Genomic DNA, 23,310 nt, shown 5'->3' with positions numbered 1-23,310 from the left:
TACACGATATATATGAAGGTGAAAAAAATATAGTAAGGAGCATATTATGAAAAGCAGCGTTAAAAAAAGAATGGGATTACAATCCAAACTCTACTTCATCTTGCTCATTCCTTTAATAGTGATTGGCGTTATTGTTCTGTGGACGACCAATCAATCTATCCAAAATGCTTCTCTATCAACCATGCAGCTAAACAATGAAACGCTGGCAAAGAACACGGCACAGTTACTGGACAAGTCCGCAGTCAAGAGCTTAAACACTAATTCATCTGAGCAAAGCAGCGAGTATAAGCAGCTTCGGAACGAGTTAAATACGCTCAGGTTGCAAACTGGAATCCTGTACATCTATATGTACAATCGGGTTGGAAATGAGTGGAAAATTACAGTGGATGGAGCCGCATGGGACGACAAAGACTACAGTCCATTCGGAACTCCTGTAAGTTTTACCCTTAAAGAAACGGAAGAGAAATTAAAACAAGGGGAAACGGTAACTACAGATATTACAACGGACCCTGAGTGGGGGACGATGTTTTCCTCCTTTACTCCCATTAAGGATACCGATGGAACCATCATTGGATATTTGGGAATCGACAGATCCCTGTCCTCTGTGACTGAAGTATACGAACATACCTTGCCCGAGGCCTACCGATTAGTTATCCCTGTTATCTCCATCATTCTGATCATCTCAATTGCGGCTATGATGCTGGTAACCCGACGGATACTGCGTCAGGTGAGATTTATTAAAAATACACTGGAGCAAGTAGCCGACGGCAACCTTACGGTTACATCGTCGCAAGTAACATATGATCAGTTAGGCGAAATCAGCAAATTGACGAACAAAATGGTGGAAGCCATGTCGAATATGATTGTGGATATTCAAAGCAGTTCAAGCACACTCCAGCACGCATCGGAGAATATCGTCGTGACAACGGAAGGAACACTCCACCAGACTGAGGAACTGTCCCGTACACTCCAGCAAATTGCCGATGTCTCTATTAACCAAGCGGATCAAGCGGTGGAATCGGTTCAACAATCTGATCGATTAGGACAAACGCTGGATGAAGTCGGAAGCCATGTGCAACAATTTACGGATACGGCCCATCATCTCAATGAGGTTCGTAATCAGGTAGCTAGTGAGCATGAACTGTTATTAGAGAAAGGACGAGAAAGCGCCTTGCGTATCAAGCAGATGCAGCGCATGTCACACGCGTTAACCGAAAAATCCCGCGAGGCGGCTAACATCGGTCAGCAGGTACAGGGCATCGTAAAGCAGACGCAGATTTTGTCCTTTAATGCCTCTATTGAAGCCTCACGTGCAGGCGAAGCTGGCAAGGGTTTTTCTGTGGTCGCTCATGAAATGGGACAACTTGCCCAGCAATCCGCCATATCGATTCGTGAAATCGATGAAATCTTAAGAAGCTTTGTTGAGCAAATTGAGCAAATGGGTGATCAATTTGATGAAAACATAAAGACCGTCAATGAACAAGAAGTACAAATTTCGGTATGTCTACAGTCTGTTGACAAAGTCACCCAGGTTTCACAGGAAGTTCAGGAGTTAGCTGCACATCTGGCTCAATTGACGGCAGAGATGCAAGAGGTACGTCACAGCGTAGATCAACATTTAAATCACACAGCCAGCGCGGCACAGCAGACTGCCGGAATGACAGAAGATGTATCAGCAAGCGCTCAGAAGCAGGCCCTAGCGGTAAAAGAACTATCCGAAGTAGCCCGCAATCTGACCACACTATCAAACAATCTGCAGCGACATGCTGACCAGTTCCGGGTGAAAAACGCTGAATAGTAAAAAAGGGATTACCCATGCATGATGAATTGTGACTCGTAAGATGAACCTTTGAAAAAGCGTTTCTTTTACGGGTCATTTGCGTTTTCAACAGATGAATACAAGATGTGTCTGGAGCGGATCAGTGGCAGATGATCTATGCGTGCGTGTCGACTAAGAGGCACTTCTTTTCTTTACATACTAAACATGCATCTGTGCTGATTGCCCATGATTGGCTATTTGCGGCTTCAGTTCATCCATGATGCATTCAGCCGCTTCCTCGCCAGCCTCGACGCATTCAGGCCATTTTGTAAAATCAAACGCCGCAATATGTCCGACTTCAGGGCGAATAACAACGTCTGCTAGCCGGAGACTATTATGCTTTCGTTCGGCGGTCATCAAGCTGTAAGAGCGGTATACAACTTCCACCATATTTCGCGGCGGCTTCTTTTCATGTCCCCGTGCCACATCAACAGCAATTACTAAACAATCTGCTTCCCGACTCATCTCTTCTACAGGCAAATTGTTTAATACCCCTCCGTCGACCAGCATCTTGCCTTCATGCATCACAGGAGCGAATAAGCCAGGAAACGCCATCGTAGCCCGCAGTGCTGTCACCAAATCACCTTGTTCAAAAATGAATTGCTTGCCTTCCAGTAAATCGACAGAAACAGCTTCAAAACGGATAAGAAGATCCTCAATCTTCTGCGTATGCTGTCCATACTGCTGCAGTAGCTCATTCACCACCGTATTCATGCTGTTACCGCCAATTAAACCACGATGGCGTATGCCGATATCCAACAGGCGGTATTTAGGTGTCTTTTTAATACAATCCAATAGAGCATCCGTAGGAACACCCGCCGCATAAAGTCCGCCAACAATGCCGCCCATACTCGTACCGATGATACAATCGACCTGAATCCCGTGTCTTTCGAACGCTCTCAGTACCCCCAAATGAGCAAGTCCTCTGACTGCTCCCCCACCCAAAACCAATCCTACCTTCGGCATATACGCAACCCCTTTACATGTATTTACTGCATGCGTCCAAACACACAAAAGACCCAAAAACTAAACGTAAGGAGGCCAGCTTCCTCTCCTCACAAATGACTCATTCCTGTTATATTCAAAAATGAAAAGCCTCGCTTAGAAAATCGGAAAGCAACCCTTTTTCCTCGTCAGAAAGATCCGAAATGGATTGCAGAAAACGGGAAACCAGCTCCGTAATTTCAAGGCCTAGTTCATCGTTCATCGTTTGTAAGGCCATACCCAACACAGTGCCAACAAACATGGTCATGCCCATTTCCTTGCTTGGCGCTGTAAGGACAATCCGCTGAATCCAGGGACCTCTTTTACCTCCCAGCTTCTTCAAGTACATCAAAAGCAGCCCTATAATATAGGCGCAAAAATTGATTCTGACACTGGCTTCAGGAATTTCAGCCCAAATTTTTCGGACCGCCTCATTGGGACCTGTATTGTTCAAATCCTTGAGCAGTCCCGAGATATTCTCGACGGTTTTTTTCCAATCCACCAGATCCACTAATTCATTCCGGGACTGGTTGAACAAATCCGAAGCTTTATCTGTAGGTACAAATACAACCTGTGAACGTCCGGTTACCTTGGTATTCACCTCATAGCTGCGCGTAATAAACCCGAGCTTTTCAATTTCTTTCAGCATGTCATAGGCCGTCCACTTACTAACCCCTAATGATTTAGCCAAGGCCTCATAATGAATAGGTAGTTTTGTTTTTTGGTACAGTTCCACTAATGTATGCAAAAATTGCAGTCGGCGTTTAGTAAGTGACACGATAGCGTTGTAACCTCCCTGTGTAATTCTCTATGAATTCGTTTTTGGGTTTTTTGTGTCTAAATATTAGCACTGAATACCCATATAAGCAAGCCTCATAATGATTATTGATTCTCACACAGCGGGCTGCTCTTTTACATATTTCCTTTTTAATTGGCTTGTGTTATATTTTTATCCATATTGTTTTTTGGTTTTTTTGGTCTTTACGGTCTTTTGTGTGATTATTTTATTGGAGGGAAACGTTCATGCAATCAGCTCTCAAGCCCAACGGCATTACTATTACGGGTGCAGGATTCTATGTACCGGCATCACTATTCACCAATTTGGAATTAGCCGCATCTCTGGATACATCCGATGAATGGATCACTCAGCGAACAGGTATCCGTCAGCGATATATCGCAGAAGCATCCGCAGAAACCTCTGATCTTGCCGTCCTGGCTGCAACTCATGCTTTACACCGTGCTCAATTATCATCGGAAGATGTGGATCTTATTGTAGTGGCAACGTCCACCCCTGACTATGCTTTCCCTTCCACGGCCATGTTGGTCAAGCAAAAGCTAGGAAGCCGCGCACCTGCATTCGACTTATCGGCAGCCTGCTCCGGTTTTGTATATGCCCTCTCGATCAGCAGTGACATGATGAAGGCGGGTGCATACCACAACGTCCTGGTGATTGGAGCAGACAAGTTCTCCAAAATCGTAGATTGGCAGGACCGTAATACCGCCGTTTTATTTGGAGATGGAGCAGGTGCTGTTGTCCTTCAATCTCATCCCGGTGCTTTCTCGTCTTTTTCCTTGCTTGGCTCGGAAGAACGTGGAGCAGACATGCTGATCTCCCCCGTCACAGGGCCTATTACAATGCATGGACGAGAGGTTTTCAAGTTTGGGGTGCGCATTCTGGAATCTATGCTGACTAAAGTTATGGAGGAATTAAGATTAAGCATAGATGATATTGCTTTGATCATTCCGCATCAGGCCAATATCCGAATCATTGAACATGCGGCAGTTAAGTTGAAAATTCCACTGGATAAGTTCTTTATAAATATCGAAAAATACGGAAATACGTCAGCTGCTTCTATTCCCATTGCGCTCGCGGAAGCTATGGAACAGCAGCGAATTCAAGCTGGTGATATTGTCGTCCTGGCTGGCTTCGGCGCAGGATTAGCCTGGGGTGTTCAAGTTATTCAGATCGCATAAATTCTTCAGTTCAACAGACAAAAAGGAGTAAACTAAAATGGAGCATTCGCAAACGTAGCGAGTGCTCCATTTTTATGTTTTGAAAGCCAAGCAGAGTTCACCTTTATCCGAGTAGGTGCATACATATAACCTAGAAGTGTGTATTCAAGCACTCCAGACTCATACCTGTTCTTATGATGGAGGTAGCGCGGCTGTTTTCACCTGTTTCGTATAAGAAGGATAGCCTCCCGTATGCTGGAGCATTTCGATTTCACGCAAAATACGCGGCAAGTCAGCGACCGAGTTCATCACGATGTGGGCTCCTGCCCTTTTCAAACCATATACACTCTGTCTGCGCCGTTCCTCAGCCACTCTGTCATCCGCTTCATGGCTGGTCGTTTGAGCTGCGGTCGTCACGCTTTCGTTATGGTTCAACACACCAATCGTCCATACACCGGCGTTCCGTCCCTCTTGCATATCGGCTACTGTATCTCCTACTTTCACAATATCGCTAAGTGGGAATACCTGCAAGCGATGTGCAATTTCATAGATCATCCACGGATAAGGCCTCCCCTGCGAAACTTCACAAGGGGCTACCATACAATCCAACGTATAGGGTGACTGTGCAGGCGTAAACTTGTGACTGAGTATTTCCATCGGACAGGATGCAGTGGCGCCTGACTGAATGCGACGATCCTGCAACTCCTGCAGCGCCCTGTCTATACCGATAGCAGGCTCAGCCCCTTGGATCAAGGAGCGGAGAACAGGGACAAGCTCAAGATAAATATGCTCAATATCCGCTCTGCCAGGATGCGCACCAAAGCACTCCAGCCATTTTTTCCGAACCTCTGAAAGTCCCAGCACATTCGCAATATGATCCCGGATCGGCATTCCTCGCCCATGAGATACCTGTTCTTCAGTTACCTGTATACCTTTCCATCTGAAAATGTCACGCATTCCCTGGGTTAAGCCTCGTCCTCCGGGGTCTAACAATGTACTTTCGAGATTAAAAATAACCGCCTGTATCATGCAATCCCCGCCTTTCCGTACCGCGGCTATCCGCAATCTTTATTTTGCTTAGGAACATGATACACAGCTAACGTAAACTGAAGTGTCGTAAACGGTAAGCGGATTGTAATTGAAAATAAATTCCTTGATTGGTTATGAATACCGAGTGTGATAAGAGGAGGAGTCGCAACATGAGACAGCCTTGGAATGAATTTAATTCCAAAATGCCTTGGCGGATGGAGCTTGGTTGTTATGCGCTGAATAAACTGGCCTGTGGAGGATTGGTTTTTGGTCTCTTATGGGTCTACTGCTATCTGACAGAGGGAATAACAGGAATTCCTCTGACTATAGCAGGCAATAGTGGTGAACTGACCGCGCAGCTGTGGGCCTATGGTTTTGCCCTTCCTGCCGCTCTTGCCGCTGATGCGCTACGCGATCTTTTACCCTGGCTTCGTAAGCCCGAGCAGCTCACCCTATACCTCGCTGCAGGATTCAGTGTCTTTCTCCTGCTAGGTTCTTTGATGTCGCCTGCCGGAACGGGCATTTCATGGAGCAACGGCATAGCAGGTGCAGGGATTACACTCCTGTATTATGGAGGAAGGTACTGGCTGAACCGTGAATATGGATTACAGATCATGCTGGCCTTCCTCCTGCCACTGCTGCTATGGCCTATAGGGCTTCAATAATGTCGCCAGCTATCACAGAGGCAGGATGCTGGCGATGACGTGCGGCTGTTTCTCCAGCCGCACCATGCAGATACACGCCAAAGGCTGCTGCCTGCGCAGCATTCAGACCCTGGGCCAGCAAACCTGCGATGATGCCTGTCAGCACATCGCCCGCACCGCCTGTCGCCATCCCAGCATGGCCTGTGGTATTGACGTAGGCTGTTCCGTCGGGACAAGCGATGACAGTGCGCGCTCCTTTGAGCACCAGCGTGACCCCACGTGTTCGGGCGTACTCCCGGGCATGGGTGATGCGGTCACGCTGCACCTCTGCTGTCGGTATGCCCAGCAGACGAGCCATTTCACCGGGGTGCGGCGTTAGTACGACCGCCGCACTTCTCGGCTTCCAAGCCTCCAGCTCAGGCCCCGCCGAGGCGAGGATGTTCAAGGCGTCCGCATCAAGCACGAGCGGACCGCCGTATTCCTCCCACAGGCGGCGCAGCCAGCCAGTGTCTCCTGCAAAGCGGCCGAGGCCGGGGCCGACGGCCAGTACATCACGTACCTGCGCGAGCTGTAGCAGCTCGTCTGCGGAGTCGGCATTCCATTCGCCGTCTCCGCCTGCTGCTGCGGCAGCGAGCATCAGTTCCGGCGCGGCGCCAATGACGCGCGGCAACAACGCCTCGGGCACCGCCCACGTGACAAGGCCGCTGCCGATGCGCAGAGCGGCACGTGCGGCCAGCAAGCCCGCGCCGCTCATGCGCAGGCTTCCGGCCGCGACGAGAACATGGCCGTAGGTGCCCTTGTGCCCGTCCGGCACGCGGCTGCGGCTTACATCCACATCCAGTGCAGCGCGCAGCGTGTCACGGGTCAAGAGCCGCAGCTGCACGCCACACTCACGTGCAAGGCCGGGTGGAATACCGATGTAGCGTACCACCACATCGCCTGCAGTCCCGGCGCCCGGATATTGGACGAGCCCACGCTTCAAGTAGGCGAGGCATACGGTGACGCGCGCACGAATGCACGGCTCGTGCAGCGTACCTGTGTCGGCGTCGAGGCCGCTAGGCACGTCTACCGACACGAGCGGCACGCCGCTGGCATTGGCCTCGCGGATCAGCGAGGCGTAGGGTTCGCGCGGCGGGCCTTGCGTGCCCGTGCCCAGCAGGGCATCGACGATGCCGGAGGCGCCGCGCAGGTCCAGGGTATCCCGGCCATAGAGGATCACCGGGATACCCAGAGCCACGATGATGTCGCGCTGCGCAGCCGCTTCACCGCGCAGCGTGTCTGGCGGCTCGACGTACACAACGGTGACGCGCAGCCCTGCATCCGTTAGATGGCGGGCTACTACCAGTCCGTCACCACCGTTGTTGCCTTTACCTACGAGGATATACCAGTATTCTCGTTCCCGTAAGTCATGTCGTCCTTGACTCCACGACTCTGTCCGTATAACACCGCCATGTCCCGGTATATCCCCCGGCCCTGTATGTGTAACCTCTTCTGCCCACTGCGGCCCTAACACTTCAGCACGCTCAATCCCACGTGTTAGATCAGAAGTGCCTACTGAGAAGCCGCCATTGCTCTTCCCACTTCTCTCGGCACATAGCTTAAATACCTCGTCAGCTACCGCGCACCCGGCATTTTCCATCAACGTAAGGGCCGGGATACCCAGCCTGTCAATTGTGTACCGATCCAATTGCCGCATTTCTTCGGCGGTCACCATATACATGCTTTTCGCCTCCCATATGGCTATCCCTGCTTATTAATACCCGACTGTAAAACGGGAATTGACAAATTCCCCTTCTACTAACTCATCAATCAGGGCTACCGCATAATCTTCGACCGAGATACGGCTATGGCCTAATTCGTCAACCACCAAATGATCCAAGCCAATACGGAACTGTCCTGTACGTTTTCCCGATTCAATCATTCCGGCAGGACTACAATAGGTCCAGTCTACATCCGCAGCGCGGTACAGCTCCAGTGCATCTGCATGGGCAGCCGCCAGTGGCTTCACTTCCTCCGGAAACTCGGCGGTATCCATGAGGCGTTCACCGTTTTCTGTTTTCAGACTTCCCGCTCCGCCAACGACAAGTATGCGCTCCGCGCCGGAACGCCGGGTTCCTTCCAGCAAAGAACGAGTCGCTTCGAGCAGTTCTTCCTCTTCTCCAAACTTGGGACCGTACGCGCTAATGATAGCATCGTGCCCTTTGGCCACTTCCGTAACGGAATTCGGATTTAGAATATCTGCTTGAACCACCGTCAAGTATTCACTTCGCTCCGTCACACGTTGGGGGTCGCGGACCGCTGCTGTCACTTCATACTTGCGCTTGATTGCTTCCTTTACTAACGCTTGACCAATGGTTCCAGTTGCTCCAAAAATAATAACTTTCATATAAATATGCCTTCTTCCTGTCTATAATTTACTTACTGTTATTTATCCGTTTTATCTCCAGCTTAAACCCGTGCAAGATATCGATTCGATGTCTCATGATCTTCTGTTGCAATTTTTATATTTTTATCCATACCGAATCTACCCTCCTGCTTGTATCTTGTCTATTTTACCAAAAAATACTTCATATATCCTGGTCAAAGGTATACAAGCCCTTGAAATGCCTGTGTAGTCTGTGCAATAGTGTAGAAAGAACAATGGAAGGAGGGATTGCGGGTGTCCCCGACGGACTTCGCGGCGTTAGCCGCATATATCTCACCCGGTCTGATTGCCTTCCTGCTGGCGTTATCTTTGCTGGTATGGCTGTATGTTCACAGTGCAGCCCAGCTTCGAAATTCGCGTCAGCAGCGGCTGGAAGAATTACAGGAATCGCTGCGTATCTATGGACGATTAGCTGGTTGTCTCCAAACCGCTACCCAGAATGGGTTCAATAACAGCGAAAAGCAGTACCAGAACGGACTCATCCACGCTCTTCAGGAAGCCAAAGCTGCTCCCTATTTGACCCCTCACCTTCAAGAGCAGGTTCAAGCATCCCTTCGGGAATGTGATACGTTCCGCAGAGAATTGCTTCTCAAATCACTGGAGCGTGAAATGAACAAACTCATCGAGGAACGGCGTCTGGTTCTGCTGGAATCTCATGCTCCGGGCTGGGGAACAGCATTGTGGAAGCTATTACGTCCAGCAGCTGGTCCGTTGGCGCTGGCAGGAATCGTCTGGTTGGTCTCAAGGCTGGTTGTGGAACTGATAGCCTCCAGCCATGTCGATGTTAGTCTGCCCGACACTGTACAATCTGCCTCATGGCTCATAGGGTGTGCATGGATGAGGTTCGTTTCCGGCTTGATCGCCCTACTGTATGTATACCGGCTGATGACCCTGCGCAGGCAAAATGATCTGGACGTGACGGCATCCCATTTTCCAACAAGCCTGTTGTGCATGGTGATCGCCGCTGTCGCTCTGTTTCAATGGATCGGACCGGAAGCGTCTCCCTACATACTGGCTGTGCAGCTTGTGCTGTTCTTGATTGGCTTCCGACTTACCCGAGGCCGCTCGCGCAGTGATCGTCCTTATGTTGGTCACCCCGGCTTGATCAAGGCAGATGCTTCTCAACATCAGGATGTACACGCAGCAGATAAAGATAAAACAGCTGCCTCTTCTTTGGCAGAAGAACATATCCGGTCCTAACACTAATGGCACATGACTCTATCCCATATCCACCCTGCAAATCACATACCATCACAGGACATCCCAACAACAAAGAAAGAGTTCATGGGGTGTCCTGTTTTTTGAACAATTTCCGGCTTTTTGAGGGGTTAGGCTTGTGCCAGTGATCAAGGAAAGGGTATATTGTTTATATAAATGTAAATCATATCGTTTTTTATGTATGATTATTGAAAAAAATCCATATATGTTAAACTACCATCAATTTATGATGTGCGTTAGAATTGGAGGAACTATGCAACTGGACATTTCTGAAAAATCACTTCCCGTTTATGAAGCGCTGGCCAGTGAGGTTCGGCTAAACATGATTGTTCTGCTTGCGGAGAAGCCTATGAATATACGTGAGCTGGCGGAAGCGTTGGGGCTCAGCAGTGCGATTATGACGATGCATGTCAAGAAACTGGAGAGAGCGTCCATTATTTCGACCAAAATGCTGCCTGGACGAGGCGGGGTACAGAAAGTGTGCTCACTGGCTACAGACAAAATTGAAATCGCCATGCCACGCTACCAGCAGGATGTACGACAATTCCATCAGACGGAGATTTCTGTCGGACACTTTACAGATTTTGAAATACAGGCGACCTGCGGACTGGCTACCGTCGAAAAGATCATTGGTGAATTCGATGAGCCTCGTTCATTCTTGGACCCTGAGCGCTTCAATTCCAAAATTCTATGGTTCAGCCAAGGTTATATGGATTATAAGGTGCCGAATTTCCTACTGTCCAGCCAAAAAGCTGAGGAACTGGAAATTTCGATGGAACTATCATCCGAGGCCCCTTTTACCAATGATAATTGGCCTTCAGATATCACTTTTTTCCTAAATGATGTGAATTTGGGTACATGGACCAGTCCAGGGGATTTCGGGGATAACCGTGGTAAATACACACCTGCATGGTGGCCTGATTTTATTAATCAATATGGTCTCCTTAAAAGACTTCGCGTTACCTCTGAAGGCACCTTTATGGATGGCAAACAGATATCCGACGTGACTTTAAGCCAAGTGCTAATTGATCAGAAGCAATGGAAATTCCGCATTGCCATATTGGATGATGCCCAGCATGTTGGAGGGGTTACCCTGTTCGGTACCGGATTCGGTAACTACAATCAGGACATCCTGTTCCGTTTGTACTACAAACATACAGAAAATCATGCCAAAACAGTAGCGGTAGAAGCTGGCGATAGCAGTAAGTAGCTTTTAGACCACTTCAAGACCTGAACACGGCGTTTTGCCCATGCCTTTCATGGGAAACAAAGCGCCGTGTTTTATTTTTCATCCACTTATATTGTACTCTTTTGCCACATGCTATCCGATTAGCGAACAGGTTCAATACATACAGGTGAAGGAACCTCCAGCACATATCCCGTTCGGGTCAGCCGTCCATCCTCACTATGGACGGCAAAGGATACGATGTTGTTTCCATCCTGATTCGCTACTACCAGATAACCGGACAGGATGTTGAAGTTACGGGGTGTGCTGCCGAAGGTTTCCACCCATTCAACCGTCTTCAGCTTGCCGCTGTCCAGATCGACATGGTATAGCACGATGCTGTCATGGCCGCGGTTTGACACATACAAAAAGCGTCCACAGGGCGTAATCCGAATATCGGCTGCTGTATTTTCTACATCTATAATGCCTTCTGGCAGTGTGGACAGGCTTTGCAGCAATGTAAGCTCACCATTACGTTCGTTATAACTAAACACAGCGACTGTATTGTTCAACTCATTGGCGACAAAAGCATATGGACGCGAAGGATGAAAAACCAGATGACGCGGTCCAGAACCGGGTGGCAAATCTGTCTCACGATGGGTCACCAGTTTTCCATCCTCCGTCAAACGGTATACCACAATCTGGTCCAGTCCCAGATCACATACCATGGCATACTGTCCTGAAGGATCTGGAATAATCGAATGCGGATGTGCCGCATCCTGGCGGTCCTGGCGAATACCTGAGCCGGTATGCTGAACTTGTCCCGACATGTCTCCTAATCCTCCAGCTTCCGTCGCAGGGAACACAACGGCATTGCCGCCTGAATAGTTAGAAGCCAGCACATATCGTCCATCGGTTGTTACGGAAACATAACAAGTATGCGCTCCCTCCGTCCCTTTTCGATCCAAAGGATGTAATTCCCCCGTCTGGGCATTCACCTGATACGCATACAGCTCGCCTCCTTCTGTTTCACTGGCAGCATACAGCTTCGTCCCATCCGGGTGTAGAGCGAGAAAAGAAGGCCTCTCCATTCCTTCCACACCTCCAACAATGCGCAGATCACCATTGGTCACACGCAAAGCACATACATATATTCCTCTTTCCTGACGAGACGCATAAGTTCCTGTATAAAACAACTGCTCTTTCCGCTCTTCCATCGGCTCTCATCTCCTTCTAGCTGTTTTTTTACATATTATCTGGCTTTTAGCTCTACTTTTGTCTTGTTGTAAACTCATCATGCATTATTACCCAAGATTCTGTCGTTTCATTAACGTTTCGCGATGTATGCAAAAAAAATAGCCTCCTTCGGCGCCATCTGCGGTTCACAAGAACGTCACAGTTCACACCAAAAGAGACTAATTTCACGAAAAGAACAACATTAAACCGCTGTGGTTTGCGTATCTCTGCTTTTCCATTTTACAGCCAGACCCAAACTAAGAATGAGAATGGCTGCCCCAAAAATGTATGGCAAATTGATATGCACCTCGAACAATGTACCCGCAAGCGCAGGTCCTAGAATATTACCAATACTCATATAAGCATTGTTCATGCCAGCTGCAACTCCCTGTTCATCCCCCGCCATTTTGGATAAAGCAGTATTAATGGCTGGCCGAAGCAACGACGTAGCGGTAAAGAAGATGAGCGATACCCCGAGTACATAATAAAAGTTGCCAGAGAGCAGCATAAGCACAAGGGAAATCGCCGAAAACAGAAAGGAACCGATGATGACACCTTTTTCGCCAAAACGGTTTAACATCGGACTGATTACCACAGCTTGAATCACGGTTCCGACCAGTGCACCTACGGTAATAATGATAGCAATATCACGCTCATTATAATGAAACTTCCCCGTCACAAAGAAAGGAAACATCGTTTCAAAATGTGTCAGTCCAAAGGTTAACGTGAATATCATAATCAGCAGCATAAAGTAAGGCTTGCGGAAAGAAAGGGCAAACTGTTTAATCACATTGTCCCGTTTGGCCTTGACATTCCGAAACTTCAACTGTTTTTCCAGCGATAAGGTTTCGGGTAGCATAATCAAGGAAATCAGTGCAGCTACGCCCGATACGGCCGCCGAAACATACAAGGGCGTACGAATCGAGATATCTGCCAGCAAACCGCCCACACCAGGACCGATCACAAAGCCAAGAGACATGGCGGCACCCAACAGCCCCATTCCTCTACCGCGATTGTGGACCGTTGTAATGTCAGCAATATAGGCCATCATCGGAGGAATCATAAAGGCTGCCCCTGCACCACCCAGTAAACGGGAGATATACAATGTGGTCAACGATTCCCCAATAGCAAACAATACAGAAGAAGCCGTCATGATTACCAAACCGATAATAATCATTTTTTTACGTCCGTATTTATCGGACCATTCTCCCGCTAGCGGCGAAAACAGGAATTGGGTTAAGCCAAACACAGCAACCAAATAACCACCCGTTTCACCACTGCCTCCCAAGGAGCTCATAAACTTAGGGAGGATCGGAATAATGAGGCCAATTCCCAGCATGGCAATAAACATATTAATCATCAAAATGACCAGCGGTCCCATTTTCAACTGTTGTGAATCTGACATGTTGCGTTTTGTCCTCCTCAGGTTCTTTATTTCGTATACGAAAATCTTATTTTGCAACCATTTCAGCAAAACTCTTCATTATATTAATAGAGCGAGAGACAAATAACAATCATAAAATACTTCCGATAACCCTGAATCTTTCCTTTGACAGGACAGCAAAAAGGAACAGCCTGAAATGGCGATGTTGTCCCTCTCATACGAACGACCAGGGTGAATTTCTGGAACGGTCTGGCGGTCCCTACGATCCCTATTGTGGATCTTCGAATAGCTCCTGTATCATCTTTTCCTTGTTATTCAGAAATTGCTTGGTGATGATAAAATGATCGGTTTCCTCCAGTGTCCGGATGTCGATCCCTTCATGTGTCAGATGATACAAGATGGAATCTGGATACGCCATCAAAATGGGGGAATGAGTAGAAATGATAAACTGTGATCCCTGCTGCACCAGCTCGTGAATCCGTGCAAGCATGGCCATCTGGCGCAAAGGAGATAACGCAGCCTCCGGTTCATCCAAAATATACAATCCTTGTCCTCCAAACCGATGCACAAAGGCAGCAAAAAAAGACTCGCCATGCGACTGCTCATGCAGCGATTTGCCTCCGTAGGAGTTTCGAATAGGTGGGCCTCCACCTTCGCGATCCAGCTCGTCGATATGAGTCGCCACATTATAGTAGCTTTCCGCCCGGAAAAAGAAGCCATCCCTCGGCTTTTCTATCCCTCTCACCAGCCGGATATGCTCATGCAGTGAGGAATGCGTGGCTTGTGTAGAAAAATTAAAATTTTTAGTACCGCCCTCTGGATTAAATCCCCACGCGACCGCGATTGCCTCCATAAGCGTCGATTTACCTACACCGTTTTCTCCAATAATATAGGTAACGGAAGGATGGAATTTAAGTTCATTCCACTGGTGTAAGGCTTTTAAGTTAAACGGATATTGGCTCTTGTCAGCATCTGGAGGCCATATCAGCTCCAGGCGACGTATAAAAAGATTACGATCCCATATACTCATGTCCAGTTCAGCTCCATTGCCAAGCAATTCACTAGGTTTTCCATCATTATATTGGAATTATTTACAGCAATCAAACTGAAACCCCATTTCGTAACCCTTCTGTTGTTATTCAAACGATTATTACAGGTATAATATATAGTAATGTTCATCGGGCATGAAATCTAAGCACTTCATTCCGTGTACATCTCATTCTTTTCCAAGCAGGTGAATCTATGAAATCTAATCACAAACCGATTCAATCCTTTAAAATCGTACAGTTCGTGATGACCGTCTACAGGCAACGATTGACACGTATTCTGCTACCACTGGCTGTACTGGCTTTTATTATATGGGAGGCCGGACGAGAACTAAAAGACTTTAATCTGGCGCGTATGCTTCATGAGCTGCGGCGAATGGATGCCACCTTTCTGATCGAGATTGGCTTGTTCTCACTAGCTGCCGTGGCGGCTATGAGCGCATACGATTACGTAATCAGGCATCATTTCAAGCTTCAGGTCAAGCCTGGAACGACATTTCGCTATGCCTGGATCTCCAATACCTTCAATAATGTCTTTGGGTTTGCAGGCTTTACAGGAGCGGGACTTCGCACAGTGCTGTATAAAAAAAGCGGGGTGCCGTTGGGTGTCATCACCTCTGCGGTCGTATTTCTTTCGCCAGTCGTCATTACCGGACTATCTTTGCTGGCTTGGGGAGCCATTGTCCATCTGTATCCGGTACAGCCTGTACTGGATGCTCATCCGTGGCTTCATTGGGCGCTGTGGGGAATGGCATTGTACCTGCCGCTATTTCTGATCATGCAGCGCTCCAAACGGTACTCCACATGGTTCAACAAGGGAGAAGGACAGCTTTCCTGGTCCACCATCTCCGCTTCCATCAGTGCTTCCCTGCTGGAATGGCTGCTGGCTGGCCTTACCTTTGCATGGATCGGCTCGCACTTGCTCCATGAATTGCCGATGCATGCTGTGTTCGGCATTTATGTAATAGCCGCGATTGCCGGGTTGATCAGTCTTGCACCCGGAGGGGTCGGGGCATTCGACATCATTGCCCTGCTCGGGCTGCAAATGGCGGGAGCCAACTCAGATCGGGCACTGGCTGTGCTGCTGGTCTTTCGTGTCTTTTATTACATCATCCCGTGGCTCATCGGCTTGGTATTAGCCGCGCTGGAAATGATTCCGCGTAACGAGCGCCTGAATCAGCTAGCTGAGACGGGCTGGGACTACTCCCTTAATGCGTGGCAGAAGGTATGGGGCTGGCCTGGTCAATTCCGGTTTTTGGCAGATCTAGGAGTATGGGCGCTTGGTAAGCTGGTACTCATCTCCGGCGTGGTGCTTCTTTTGTCGGCAGCTACGCCAGGTCTGTTATATCGGCTCCGTTTTGCTGAGCATTTGCTCAGCCTGCCCGTCATGCGCTTGTCGCATGAAATCTCAGTCATCATCGGGATTATGCTTGTCGTCCTGTCCCATGGAATCTCTCTGCGTATTCGCAGAGCATTACGACTGACATTGATACTGCTGCTGGCCGGCGCCATTTTCACCTTCATTAAAGGTCTGGATTTTGAAGAAGCCTTATTCCTACTATTCGTGGCGTTAATGCTATGGATCTCGCGCTCGCGGTTTTATCGGGTCAGTGCACCACTGAATCGGCACAATATTTTAATATGGGGCGGATTATCTCTACTCGTAACCGGGGCTTATTTTATCATTGGGGCAGGCTCCAATACTCCGTTTATGCGCCATTTGCACGCCAAGGTCCATCTGGACTTTTTTATGAACCGCAGCGATTACGGAGTTACTGCCGTGTTTAGTCTGATTTTGGCATGGGTTTTCCTGACGGTGTATTTCTTTCTTCGACCTCAGCGTGGTATCAGCAATCTACCCGACGCACAGGAGCTCGATAAGCTAAAAGAATTTTTGGAACGACAGGGTGGTAATCTCGTTTCCCACATGCTTTTTCTGGGCGATAAATATCTGTATTGGACCAAAAATGAACAGGTCGTCATTCCCTATGCTCGCAGTCGGGACAAACTGATTGTATTAGGTGACCCACTCGGTCCAAAAGAACGCGTGAGTGAAGCGATTCAGGAATTTCAGCGGTTCGCAGATCGGTATGCGTTAACGGCTGTATTTTATCAGGCATCACCGGAGTATTTGTCCATCTATCACGAGAACGGCTATCGCTTTTTCAAACTGGGCGAGGAAGCACTGGTGCCGCTGGAATCCTTTACACTGACGGGCAAAAGCAATCAAGCGCTACGCAGCGCCAAAAACCGCTTTGACCGCGATGGCTACTCGTTCGAAATCATCCAACCGCCTCTAGAGGCGTCACTGATTGAGGAGATGCGACATGTTTCGAATATTTGGCTGGACGGGCGCAAGGAGAAGGGATATTCACTCGGCTGGTTCAAAGAGCCCTATCTTCAGTTGGCGCCGATTGCATTGCTAAAGGACTCTGAAGGAAAAGTCATCGCTTTCGCTACGATGGCCCCTGCCTATGATCATGGACGGACGGTCTCCATTGACCTAATGCGCCACTTGCCTGACACACCAAATGGCACGATGGATTATTTATTCACACGGGTCATTGAGTGGGCCAAGGAGAGTGGATATACGACATTTAATCTGGGAATGGCACCGCTGTCCCAGGTAGGACAAAGTGAAAAGGCATTGCGCGAGGAAAAGTTGGCTCGACTTGTTTTTCAATACGGGGGACATTTTTACGGCTTTCAGGGGCTTCGGCGCTTTAAGGATAAGTTCAAGCCGCAATGGGAGCCGCGTTATCTGGCCTATCCGGCTTCTGTCTTTCTACCGATCCTGACGCTGGAGCTGGTATATCTCGTGTCCAAACGCTCGGACTAAACAAAGGGCTAACCAAAAGGCTTTTGACAGCCTAACACGACGTAAAAAAGGGTGTTCCCCAACCACGAACGGTTGCAGGAACACCCTTTTACATTCACAAATCTTCTTAGAAGCTACCTTTTACAACAACTTCAGACAGTGGGAAACGTCCTGATGGACGTGCTGGTACTTGTGCCTTACCTACGCTAATAAGCAGGGTTGGCAGGTAACGTGCCGGAATATTGAATTGCTCGATCAATTGTGCTGGAATGAAACCGCCCATTGCGCAAGTGTCGTAGCCCAGAGATTTAGCAGCCAGCATAATATTTTGTGCTGCAAAAGCAGAGTTCAGGATGGCGGCATCGCGAGCTACTTGCGGGTTTTGGTACGCGCCGTTGATTTGACCTACCAATGCGTCACGGATTTCCGCTGGCAGTGCGCCTGCTTCTACCGCTTGATCATAAATGACGGTGTTACGGTTTGCTTCCAAATCACCCAATACAGCAATCGTAACGGAACTTTCCACTACTTGACCCTGATTGTAGGCGATAGGTAGCAATTTTTGCTTGTCCGCTTCGCTTTCGATGACAAGGAATTTCCAATGTTGAAGGTTCCAAGCGGAAGGAGCTTCTATCGCGGCAGTCAAAATAGCCTCCAAATCTTCCTCTGGCAATTTAAAATCCTTAACATAGCTCTTTACCGCGTGTCTTTCACTGATAGTAGATAGAGTTTCATTTTTTGGACTGCTCGACATTCTAGGCACTCTCCTAATTTCTTAATATATATCTAACTTGAATCCTCATTAACTTCCCAAACTACTGCAATTATAAAAATGATAGTGAATGATGTCAATATGTTTAAGTATGACCCTGCACTCAAAATACAGTACAATACGGATAAAGACATGCATATCGGCATATGCCTGCCGATGGGACAAGACACGGGTGAGTTCATTTTGTTCTCATTTGAATTAAAAAAGGAGCGTTACTATGATTGGATCGTTTAAAAAAACGGATATTGCTTTGTTTGCCGCCTGGGTTGTAGCTTGTGTGGCAACTTTGGGCAGTCTGTATCTCAGCGAGATTTTGGGGTATGAGCCTTGTAAGCTGTGCTGGTTTCAGCGCATTCTGATGTATCCCCTGACCCTTCTGCTCGGAATTGCATATTTTCGAGGAGATTCGGGGATACGTCGTTACGTCATGCCGTTGGCTATCATTGGAGGCGCGATTTCGGCCTATCATTTTATCATTCAGCGCATCCATGCAGCCGCCAAAGCAGCTGCGCAAACTTCAACTTCCTGCGGCAGAGTATCCTGTGAACAGGATTACCTGAACTGGTTCGATTTTATCACCATTCCTTTTCTCGCACTGATCGCCTTTATCCTTATTATTGCAGCCATGGGTTATATCATGCGTCAGGAGAAAAAATCAGCTCAAGGAGAGGTACAAGCAAAGGAACTCGCATAAGTATGAAAGAGACCTAATTATAGGACCCGTTACCACCAAGAGGCGTATAATCCGCTTGCCCAAGGAAAGACTGTAACTAAATATATCCATTGCATATGTGCTATAATGTAAAAGGTTTGCAGTCTGTCCAATAACGCTTATATTCCTTATAGAGGGGGCCAGTCCATGTTTCATATTAGCACCCCATTGCTGCAATATGGCGCAACCTTCGGTATGATCTTAATCGCTATATCGGCTATTTTCATCCGTATGAAGACAGGTCATCGCCCGATTAATGCCAAAAAAATCATCATTCCTCCGCTCGGCATGAGCACCGGGTTTATGATGTTTGTGGTGCCAGAGGTACGGGTTCCCTGGCTTTGGGCGCTGGGCGCTTTTCTGGTCGGCTGGTTTATTTTTTCTTACCCGTTGATCCGCAGCACCAAATTTGAATTGCAAGAAGGGCTGGTTTTCGTGCAACGCTCACGTACCTTCTTTTTTATCCTGATCAGCCTGCTGATCATCCGATTGCTGTTGCATGAATTTATTCAGCATTACATTACCATTCCGCAGACAGCAGGGCTATTTTTCATCCTAGCCTTCGGGACCTTGTTACACTGGCGGCTTCGTATGTATTTCCAATATCGTCAGTTCGTTCCGAACGAGGCGGAAGTTCGCATCTGACAAACAGGTTTTTAACATGCATGCTCGCATGTTGCTGTATAGACCAAAAAGACACGTTCTCCTAACAGGAGCCGTGTCTTTTTGGTCTTTTAGGTCTTTTTGGTCTATCAGGTCTACATTATGCATTCCGGAAAAAGGAGCTACTCGATTGCGTCCCTCTGTCTTCGCAGTGTACAGCATTCGATCTGCCTGAACATGCCTGGGACTGGAACGGACATGCAGCGGATGCTTATAGCAAAAGAGACCGTCCTCTGGACAGCCCCTTTTTCTGTAACATGTCTAGCTCATTCAACCCGTTAGTCTGTATGTCACCGATGAATGCCTGCTTTTATTGCTGGGTCAAAATGATCGGACCCTCTGCTGTAATGGCCAGCGTATGCTCGTATTGCGCAGACAAGCCGCCGTCCAACGTACGTGCGGTCCAGCCGTCCGCATCAATTTTACTGCGGTATGTGCCTGTGTTAAGCATCGGCTCAATTGTAATGACCATGCCCTCTTTTAAGCGTGGTCCACGGTGCGGCGGTCCGTAATGTGGAACCTGCGGTTGCTCATGCATCTCTTCCCCGATGCCGTGCCCAATAAATTCGCGTACGACCGAGAAGCCTTCCGCTTCCGCGTAGGTTTGTATCGCATGGGAAATATCTCCGATCCGGTTACCGATAACAGCTTGCTCAATCCCTTTATACAGTGATTCCTTGGTAACGTCCAGCAGCTTTTGCGCCTGCTCAGACACATTACCTACCGCATACGACCAAGCGGAATCTGCCAGCCAGCCATTCAGGTTCACAACCATGTCGATCGTCACGATGTCCCCGTCCTTCAACGGTGTCTTATTCGGAAAGCCGTGGCAAATCACATCGTTAGGTGAGCCACATGTTGCAAACTGGTAGCCGTTATAGCCCTTTTGCTCCGGTGTTGCGCCATGCTTCTTCATAAAGGATTCTGCAAAAGCGTCGATTTCCAGTGTCGTAATGCCTGGCTTGATCATTTTGGCAATTTCCCGGTGGCAAGCAGCCAAAATGTCTCCAGCTTTTTTCATATTTTCAATTTGTTCTTTGGTTTTAATGATAATCATTAAACGATCTCCTTCTTTTCCGTGTTCGTTCCACTTTTCACTGCTTCTTTTTTCTGCTTCTATTGTAACGCTAAAAGCAGCGAAATGGAACCGATGTCAACTGACACCGTTTACAAGGATCTTAAACGGGGTATATAATACTCCATAACTTGTATACCAGTATGCAAAATTATTTCCAAGATAGGAGTATCCTATGAAATATCCAACAACCTGGTTACAGGGCGCATCGCTTGGGGAAAGGATTGCTTGTGAACTTCGGCTTCAGATTATACGGGGCATTCAGACGCCAGGTACTGTGCTATCTGAGAATCAGATTGCTGCCGATTTTGGTACCAGTCGTTCTCCGGTGCGTGAAGCCTTGAAGGCACTCTCGGGCGAAGGACTGATCCGTTTGGAGCGCATGGGGGCAGTTGTCGTCGGCATGACACCCGGTGATATGGAGGAGCTATTCGATGTGCGAATGCTGATTGAGCATTTTGTTGTACAAAGGTATGTACATAGTGATAATGCCACATTGGTGACTGTTCTGAATCAGATGATTGACAAAATGGAAGTCGCTCTCAAGTACAGAGATGTTGTTGAATTTTCTCTTCAGGATTTTAATTTTCATGAGGCTCTGGTTCTGGAAGCAGGCCATACCCGTATTCTTCATACCTGGAACGGTATGAGACAGTTAACCCTGACGGTCATGTTAGCTGCGACAGAACAACGATTTGCGTCCAACATCGAAGAATCACAAGTCACGATTCACAAACATCGAACCTTTGCAAACGCTTTAAATCAAGGGAATGCTCAGGAGTTGTCGGGATTTATTGAGGATCATTACCGAGATACCCGCAACGCGGTTAACGACAGCGTCCTGTCTCCCTACAGAAAGACATCGTCCTAGCCGCAACATGCGTGACAAAGAGCCGATGTACCGCGCTTCATGCGTTTCTTGCTGGCGCGGTTCTCTTTTACATTAAAGTTGTCGACAAGTATACATTTAACTACACATATAAGAATAAGGAGGCATACCTTCATGAACACATTATTCGGCTTAAGCCATAACGCGTCCCTGCTCATATGGGCGCTAGTTACCGTCATTCTTTTGATTTTGCTGATTGCCAAATTCAAATGGAATCCCTTCGTTTCACTGCTGCTTTCGTCGGTATTTCTCGGACTGGTTAACGGGATGCCGGGACATGAAGTTACTGCCTCCATTACCAAGGGGCTCGGCAGTACGCTAGGCTCCATCGCCATCGTGATCGGTTTAGGCACCATGCTCGGTAAAATGATGGCAGAATCCGGGGGTGCCGAACGCATCGCGACCACACTGATGGATCGTTTTGGTGAAAAACGCGTTCATTGGGCGATGATGATCGTAGGCTTTATCGTGGGTATTCCAGTATTTTTTGAGGTTGGTATTATTTTATTAATTCCCATCCTGTTCACGGTTGCCCGTAAAATGAATATGTCTCTGCTGAAAATCGGTATTCCAATGCTGGCAGGACTATCGACGGTACACGGCCTTTTACCGCCCCACCCGGCTCCGATGATCGCGATTGAAGCCTTTAACGCCAATATTGGACGCACGATAGGATATGCACTCATCGTGGGCATTCCATCCGCCATTATTGCAGGCCCGGTCTTCGGCGCTTGGATTGGCAAAAGAATCATGGTCAGACCTTCCGAGAGGCTGGACGAGCAGTTCAGAAATACGACGGGACGGTCGTTGCCTCCTTTTTGGATTACTTTGTTCACCATTTTGTTGCCTGTTATTCTAATGCTTAGCGGATCAGTCGCTGAAATCGTAGACCCGGCCAATACACATCCGCTCACTGTATTTTTCAAATTCATTGGTGATGAGGTTATGGCATTGCTGATTGCGGCTGTGTTCTCTTTTTTCTCGCTAGGCTATGCACGTGGTCTAAAGAAAGAGGACTTGTCCCGTTTTACCAGTGAATGTCTGGCACCAACAGCCTCTATTATCTTAATTATCGGGAGCGGCGGTGCATTTAAAACGGTATTGATCGACAGCGGTGTAGGTCAGGCCATTGCAGCGGTCGCTACAGGAGCCCATATGAATGTGATTGTATTTGCTTTTCTGGTCGCTGCGCTCATTCGTGTAGCCACTGGATCAGCGACAGTCGCGATGACGACAGGCTCCGGTATTGTCGCACCTGTGCTGGCACTTACTCCCGGCGCGAATGTCGAACTGGTCGTCCTTGCTACAGGAGCCGGGTCGCTGATCTTGTCTCATGTGAATGACGCCGGTTTTTGGATGATTAAAGAGTTTTTCAATATGACGGTTCCGCAGACTCTAAAATCATGGACCGTTATGGAAACCATCCTCTCCCTGGTCGCTTTCGGTTTGATTATGCTGCTGAGTGTGTTAATTTAACG

At 48.1% G+C, this 23,310-nt stretch carries 21 protein-coding genes; 11 read left to right on the top strand and 10 right to left on the bottom strand.

Going from position 1 to position 23,310, the window contains the following annotated elements; translation table 11 throughout:
* Positions 1-46 precede the first annotated feature (46 nt).
* On the top strand, positions 47-1,798 hold the full coding sequence (locus ACUUJN_RS02515; protein ID WP_023986749.1) for a methyl-accepting chemotaxis protein: 1,752 nt from the start codon (positions 47-49) through the stop codon (positions 1,796-1,798).
* A gap of 180 nt (positions 1,799-1,978) precedes the next feature.
* On the opposite strand, the gene ACUUJN_RS02510 is transcribed toward ACUUJN_RS02515, so the two are convergent.
* On the bottom strand, positions 1,979-2,785 hold the full coding sequence (locus tag ACUUJN_RS02510) for a patatin-like phospholipase family protein (protein WP_075153623.1): 807 nt from the start codon (positions 2,783-2,785) through the stop codon (positions 1,979-1,981).
* 115 nt (positions 2,786-2,900) lie between these two features.
* Positions 2,901-3,581, bottom strand: coding sequence for a LexA family transcriptional regulator (locus ACUUJN_RS02505; RefSeq protein WP_025723692.1), 681 nt, complete (start codon positions 3,579-3,581; stop codon positions 2,901-2,903).
* 245 nt (positions 3,582-3,826) lie between these two features.
* Here ACUUJN_RS02505 and ACUUJN_RS02500 point away from each other — a divergent pair, with 245 nt between their 5' ends.
* Complete coding sequence (locus ACUUJN_RS02500) at positions 3,827-4,777, top strand: beta-ketoacyl-ACP synthase III (RefSeq protein WP_025723691.1); 951 nt, start codon at positions 3,827-3,829, stop codon at positions 4,775-4,777.
* A gap of 171 nt (positions 4,778-4,948) precedes the next feature.
* On the opposite strand, the gene ACUUJN_RS02495 is transcribed toward ACUUJN_RS02500, so the two are convergent.
* On the bottom strand, positions 4,949-5,785 hold the full coding sequence (locus ACUUJN_RS02495; protein ID WP_484669230.1) for an HAD hydrolase-like protein: 837 nt from the start codon (positions 5,783-5,785) through the stop codon (positions 4,949-4,951).
* Positions 5,786-5,955: 170 nt separating this feature from the next.
* Between ACUUJN_RS02495 and ACUUJN_RS02490 the strand changes: the two genes are divergently transcribed.
* Entirely contained in the window at positions 5,956-6,450 is a 495-nt protein-coding gene (locus ACUUJN_RS02490; protein ID WP_484669229.1) for a hypothetical protein, read from the top strand.
* Here the strand turns inward: ACUUJN_RS02490 and ACUUJN_RS02485 are convergent.
* A complete protein-coding gene (locus tag ACUUJN_RS02485) occupies positions 6,434-8,149 on the bottom strand; it encodes an NAD(P)H-hydrate dehydratase (RefSeq protein ID WP_484669228.1) in 1,716 nt (571 codons plus the stop codon). The two genes, ACUUJN_RS02490 and ACUUJN_RS02485, sit on opposite strands and share 17 nt — an antisense overlap.
* A gap of 33 nt (positions 8,150-8,182) precedes the next feature.
* Positions 8,183-8,815, bottom strand: coding sequence for an NAD(P)-dependent oxidoreductase (locus tag ACUUJN_RS02480; RefSeq protein WP_023986745.1), 633 nt, complete (start codon positions 8,813-8,815; stop codon positions 8,183-8,185).
* 273 nt (positions 8,816-9,088) lie between these two features.
* On the opposite strand from ACUUJN_RS02480, the gene ACUUJN_RS02475 reads away from it, so the two are divergent.
* Positions 9,089-10,054: a hypothetical protein gene (locus ACUUJN_RS02475; protein ID WP_264454256.1), complete on the top strand. Its 966-nt coding sequence runs from the start codon at positions 9,089-9,091 to the stop codon at positions 10,052-10,054.
* Between the two features lie 271 nt (positions 10,055-10,325).
* On the top strand, positions 10,326-11,282 hold the full coding sequence (locus tag ACUUJN_RS02470; protein WP_023986743.1) for an ArsR/SmtB family transcription factor: 957 nt from the start codon (positions 10,326-10,328) through the stop codon (positions 11,280-11,282).
* 119 nt (positions 11,283-11,401) lie between these two features.
* On the opposite strand, the gene ACUUJN_RS02465 is transcribed toward ACUUJN_RS02470, so the two are convergent.
* The 3 genes from ACUUJN_RS02465 to ACUUJN_RS02455 all read right to left on the bottom strand — a co-directional run bounded on the left by ACUUJN_RS02465 (position 11,402) and on the right by ACUUJN_RS02455 (position 14,887).
* Positions 11,402-12,454: a lactonase family protein gene (locus ACUUJN_RS02465; protein ID WP_160788593.1), complete on the bottom strand. Its 1,053-nt coding sequence runs from the start codon at positions 12,452-12,454 to the stop codon at positions 11,402-11,404.
* A 221-nt stretch (positions 12,455-12,675) separates the two neighbouring features.
* On the bottom strand, positions 12,676-13,878 hold the full coding sequence (locus ACUUJN_RS02460; RefSeq protein ID WP_028541191.1) for an MFS transporter: 1,203 nt from the start codon (positions 13,876-13,878) through the stop codon (positions 12,676-12,678).
* Between the two features lie 247 nt (positions 13,879-14,125).
* Positions 14,126-14,887, bottom strand: a complete 762-nt coding sequence (locus tag ACUUJN_RS02455) for an AAA family ATPase (protein ID WP_023986740.1) — start codon at positions 14,885-14,887, stop codon at positions 14,126-14,128.
* A gap of 212 nt (positions 14,888-15,099) precedes the next feature.
* Here ACUUJN_RS02455 and mprF point away from each other — a divergent pair, with 212 nt between their 5' ends.
* Positions 15,100-17,742, top strand: coding sequence for a bifunctional lysylphosphatidylglycerol flippase/synthetase MprF (gene mprF, locus ACUUJN_RS02450; protein ID WP_023986739.1), 2,643 nt, complete (start codon positions 15,100-15,102; stop codon positions 17,740-17,742).
* 106 nt (positions 17,743-17,848) lie between these two features.
* Here the strand turns inward: mprF and ACUUJN_RS02445 are convergent, their stop codons facing one another.
* A complete protein-coding gene (locus ACUUJN_RS02445) occupies positions 17,849-18,475 on the bottom strand; it encodes a nitroreductase family protein (RefSeq protein ID WP_023986738.1) in 627 nt (208 codons plus the stop codon).
* A 99-nt stretch (positions 18,476-18,574) separates the two neighbouring features.
* Between ACUUJN_RS02445 and ACUUJN_RS02440 the strand changes: the two genes are divergently transcribed.
* From ACUUJN_RS02440 to ACUUJN_RS02430, 3 genes are all read left to right on the top strand, one after another.
* Entirely contained in the window at positions 18,575-18,727 is a 153-nt protein-coding gene (locus tag ACUUJN_RS02440; protein WP_023986737.1) for a hypothetical protein, read from the top strand.
* Entirely contained in the window at positions 18,711-19,187 is a 477-nt protein-coding gene (locus tag ACUUJN_RS02435; protein ID WP_053324504.1) for a disulfide oxidoreductase, read from the top strand. Before ACUUJN_RS02440 ends, ACUUJN_RS02435 begins: the two co-directional genes overlap by 17 nt.
* A gap of 165 nt (positions 19,188-19,352) precedes the next feature.
* A complete protein-coding gene (locus ACUUJN_RS02430) occupies positions 19,353-19,850 on the top strand; it encodes a CcdC family protein (protein ID WP_023986735.1) in 498 nt (165 codons plus the stop codon).
* A gap of 328 nt (positions 19,851-20,178) precedes the next feature.
* Here the strand turns inward: ACUUJN_RS02430 and map are convergent, their stop codons facing one another.
* Positions 20,179-20,925 carry a type I methionyl aminopeptidase gene (gene map, locus ACUUJN_RS02425; RefSeq protein ID WP_013308498.1) on the bottom strand — a complete coding sequence of 249 codons (747 nt, stop codon included), beginning with the start codon at positions 20,923-20,925 and terminating at the stop codon, positions 20,179-20,181.
* A 193-nt stretch (positions 20,926-21,118) separates the two neighbouring features.
* Here map and ACUUJN_RS02420 point away from each other — a divergent pair, with 193 nt between their 5' ends.
* Together ACUUJN_RS02420 and ACUUJN_RS02415 are read left to right on the top strand one after the other, a co-directional pair.
* The gene (locus ACUUJN_RS02420) at positions 21,119-21,814 is read left to right on the top strand and encodes a GntR family transcriptional regulator (RefSeq protein ID WP_484669227.1); all 696 of its coding nucleotides are present in this window, start codon (positions 21,119-21,121) and stop codon (positions 21,812-21,814) included.
* Positions 21,815-21,946: 132 nt separating this feature from the next.
* A complete protein-coding gene (locus ACUUJN_RS02415) occupies positions 21,947-23,308 on the top strand; it encodes a GntP family permease (RefSeq protein ID WP_028541193.1) in 1,362 nt (453 codons plus the stop codon).
* Positions 23,309-23,310 lie beyond the last annotated feature (2 nt).

It is taken from the genome of Paenibacillus sp. LRG-1, from assembly GCF_057220305.1.
The sequence above is the reverse complement of the archived record's forward strand: the minus strand, read 5'-3'. Positions and strand labels throughout refer to the sequence as shown.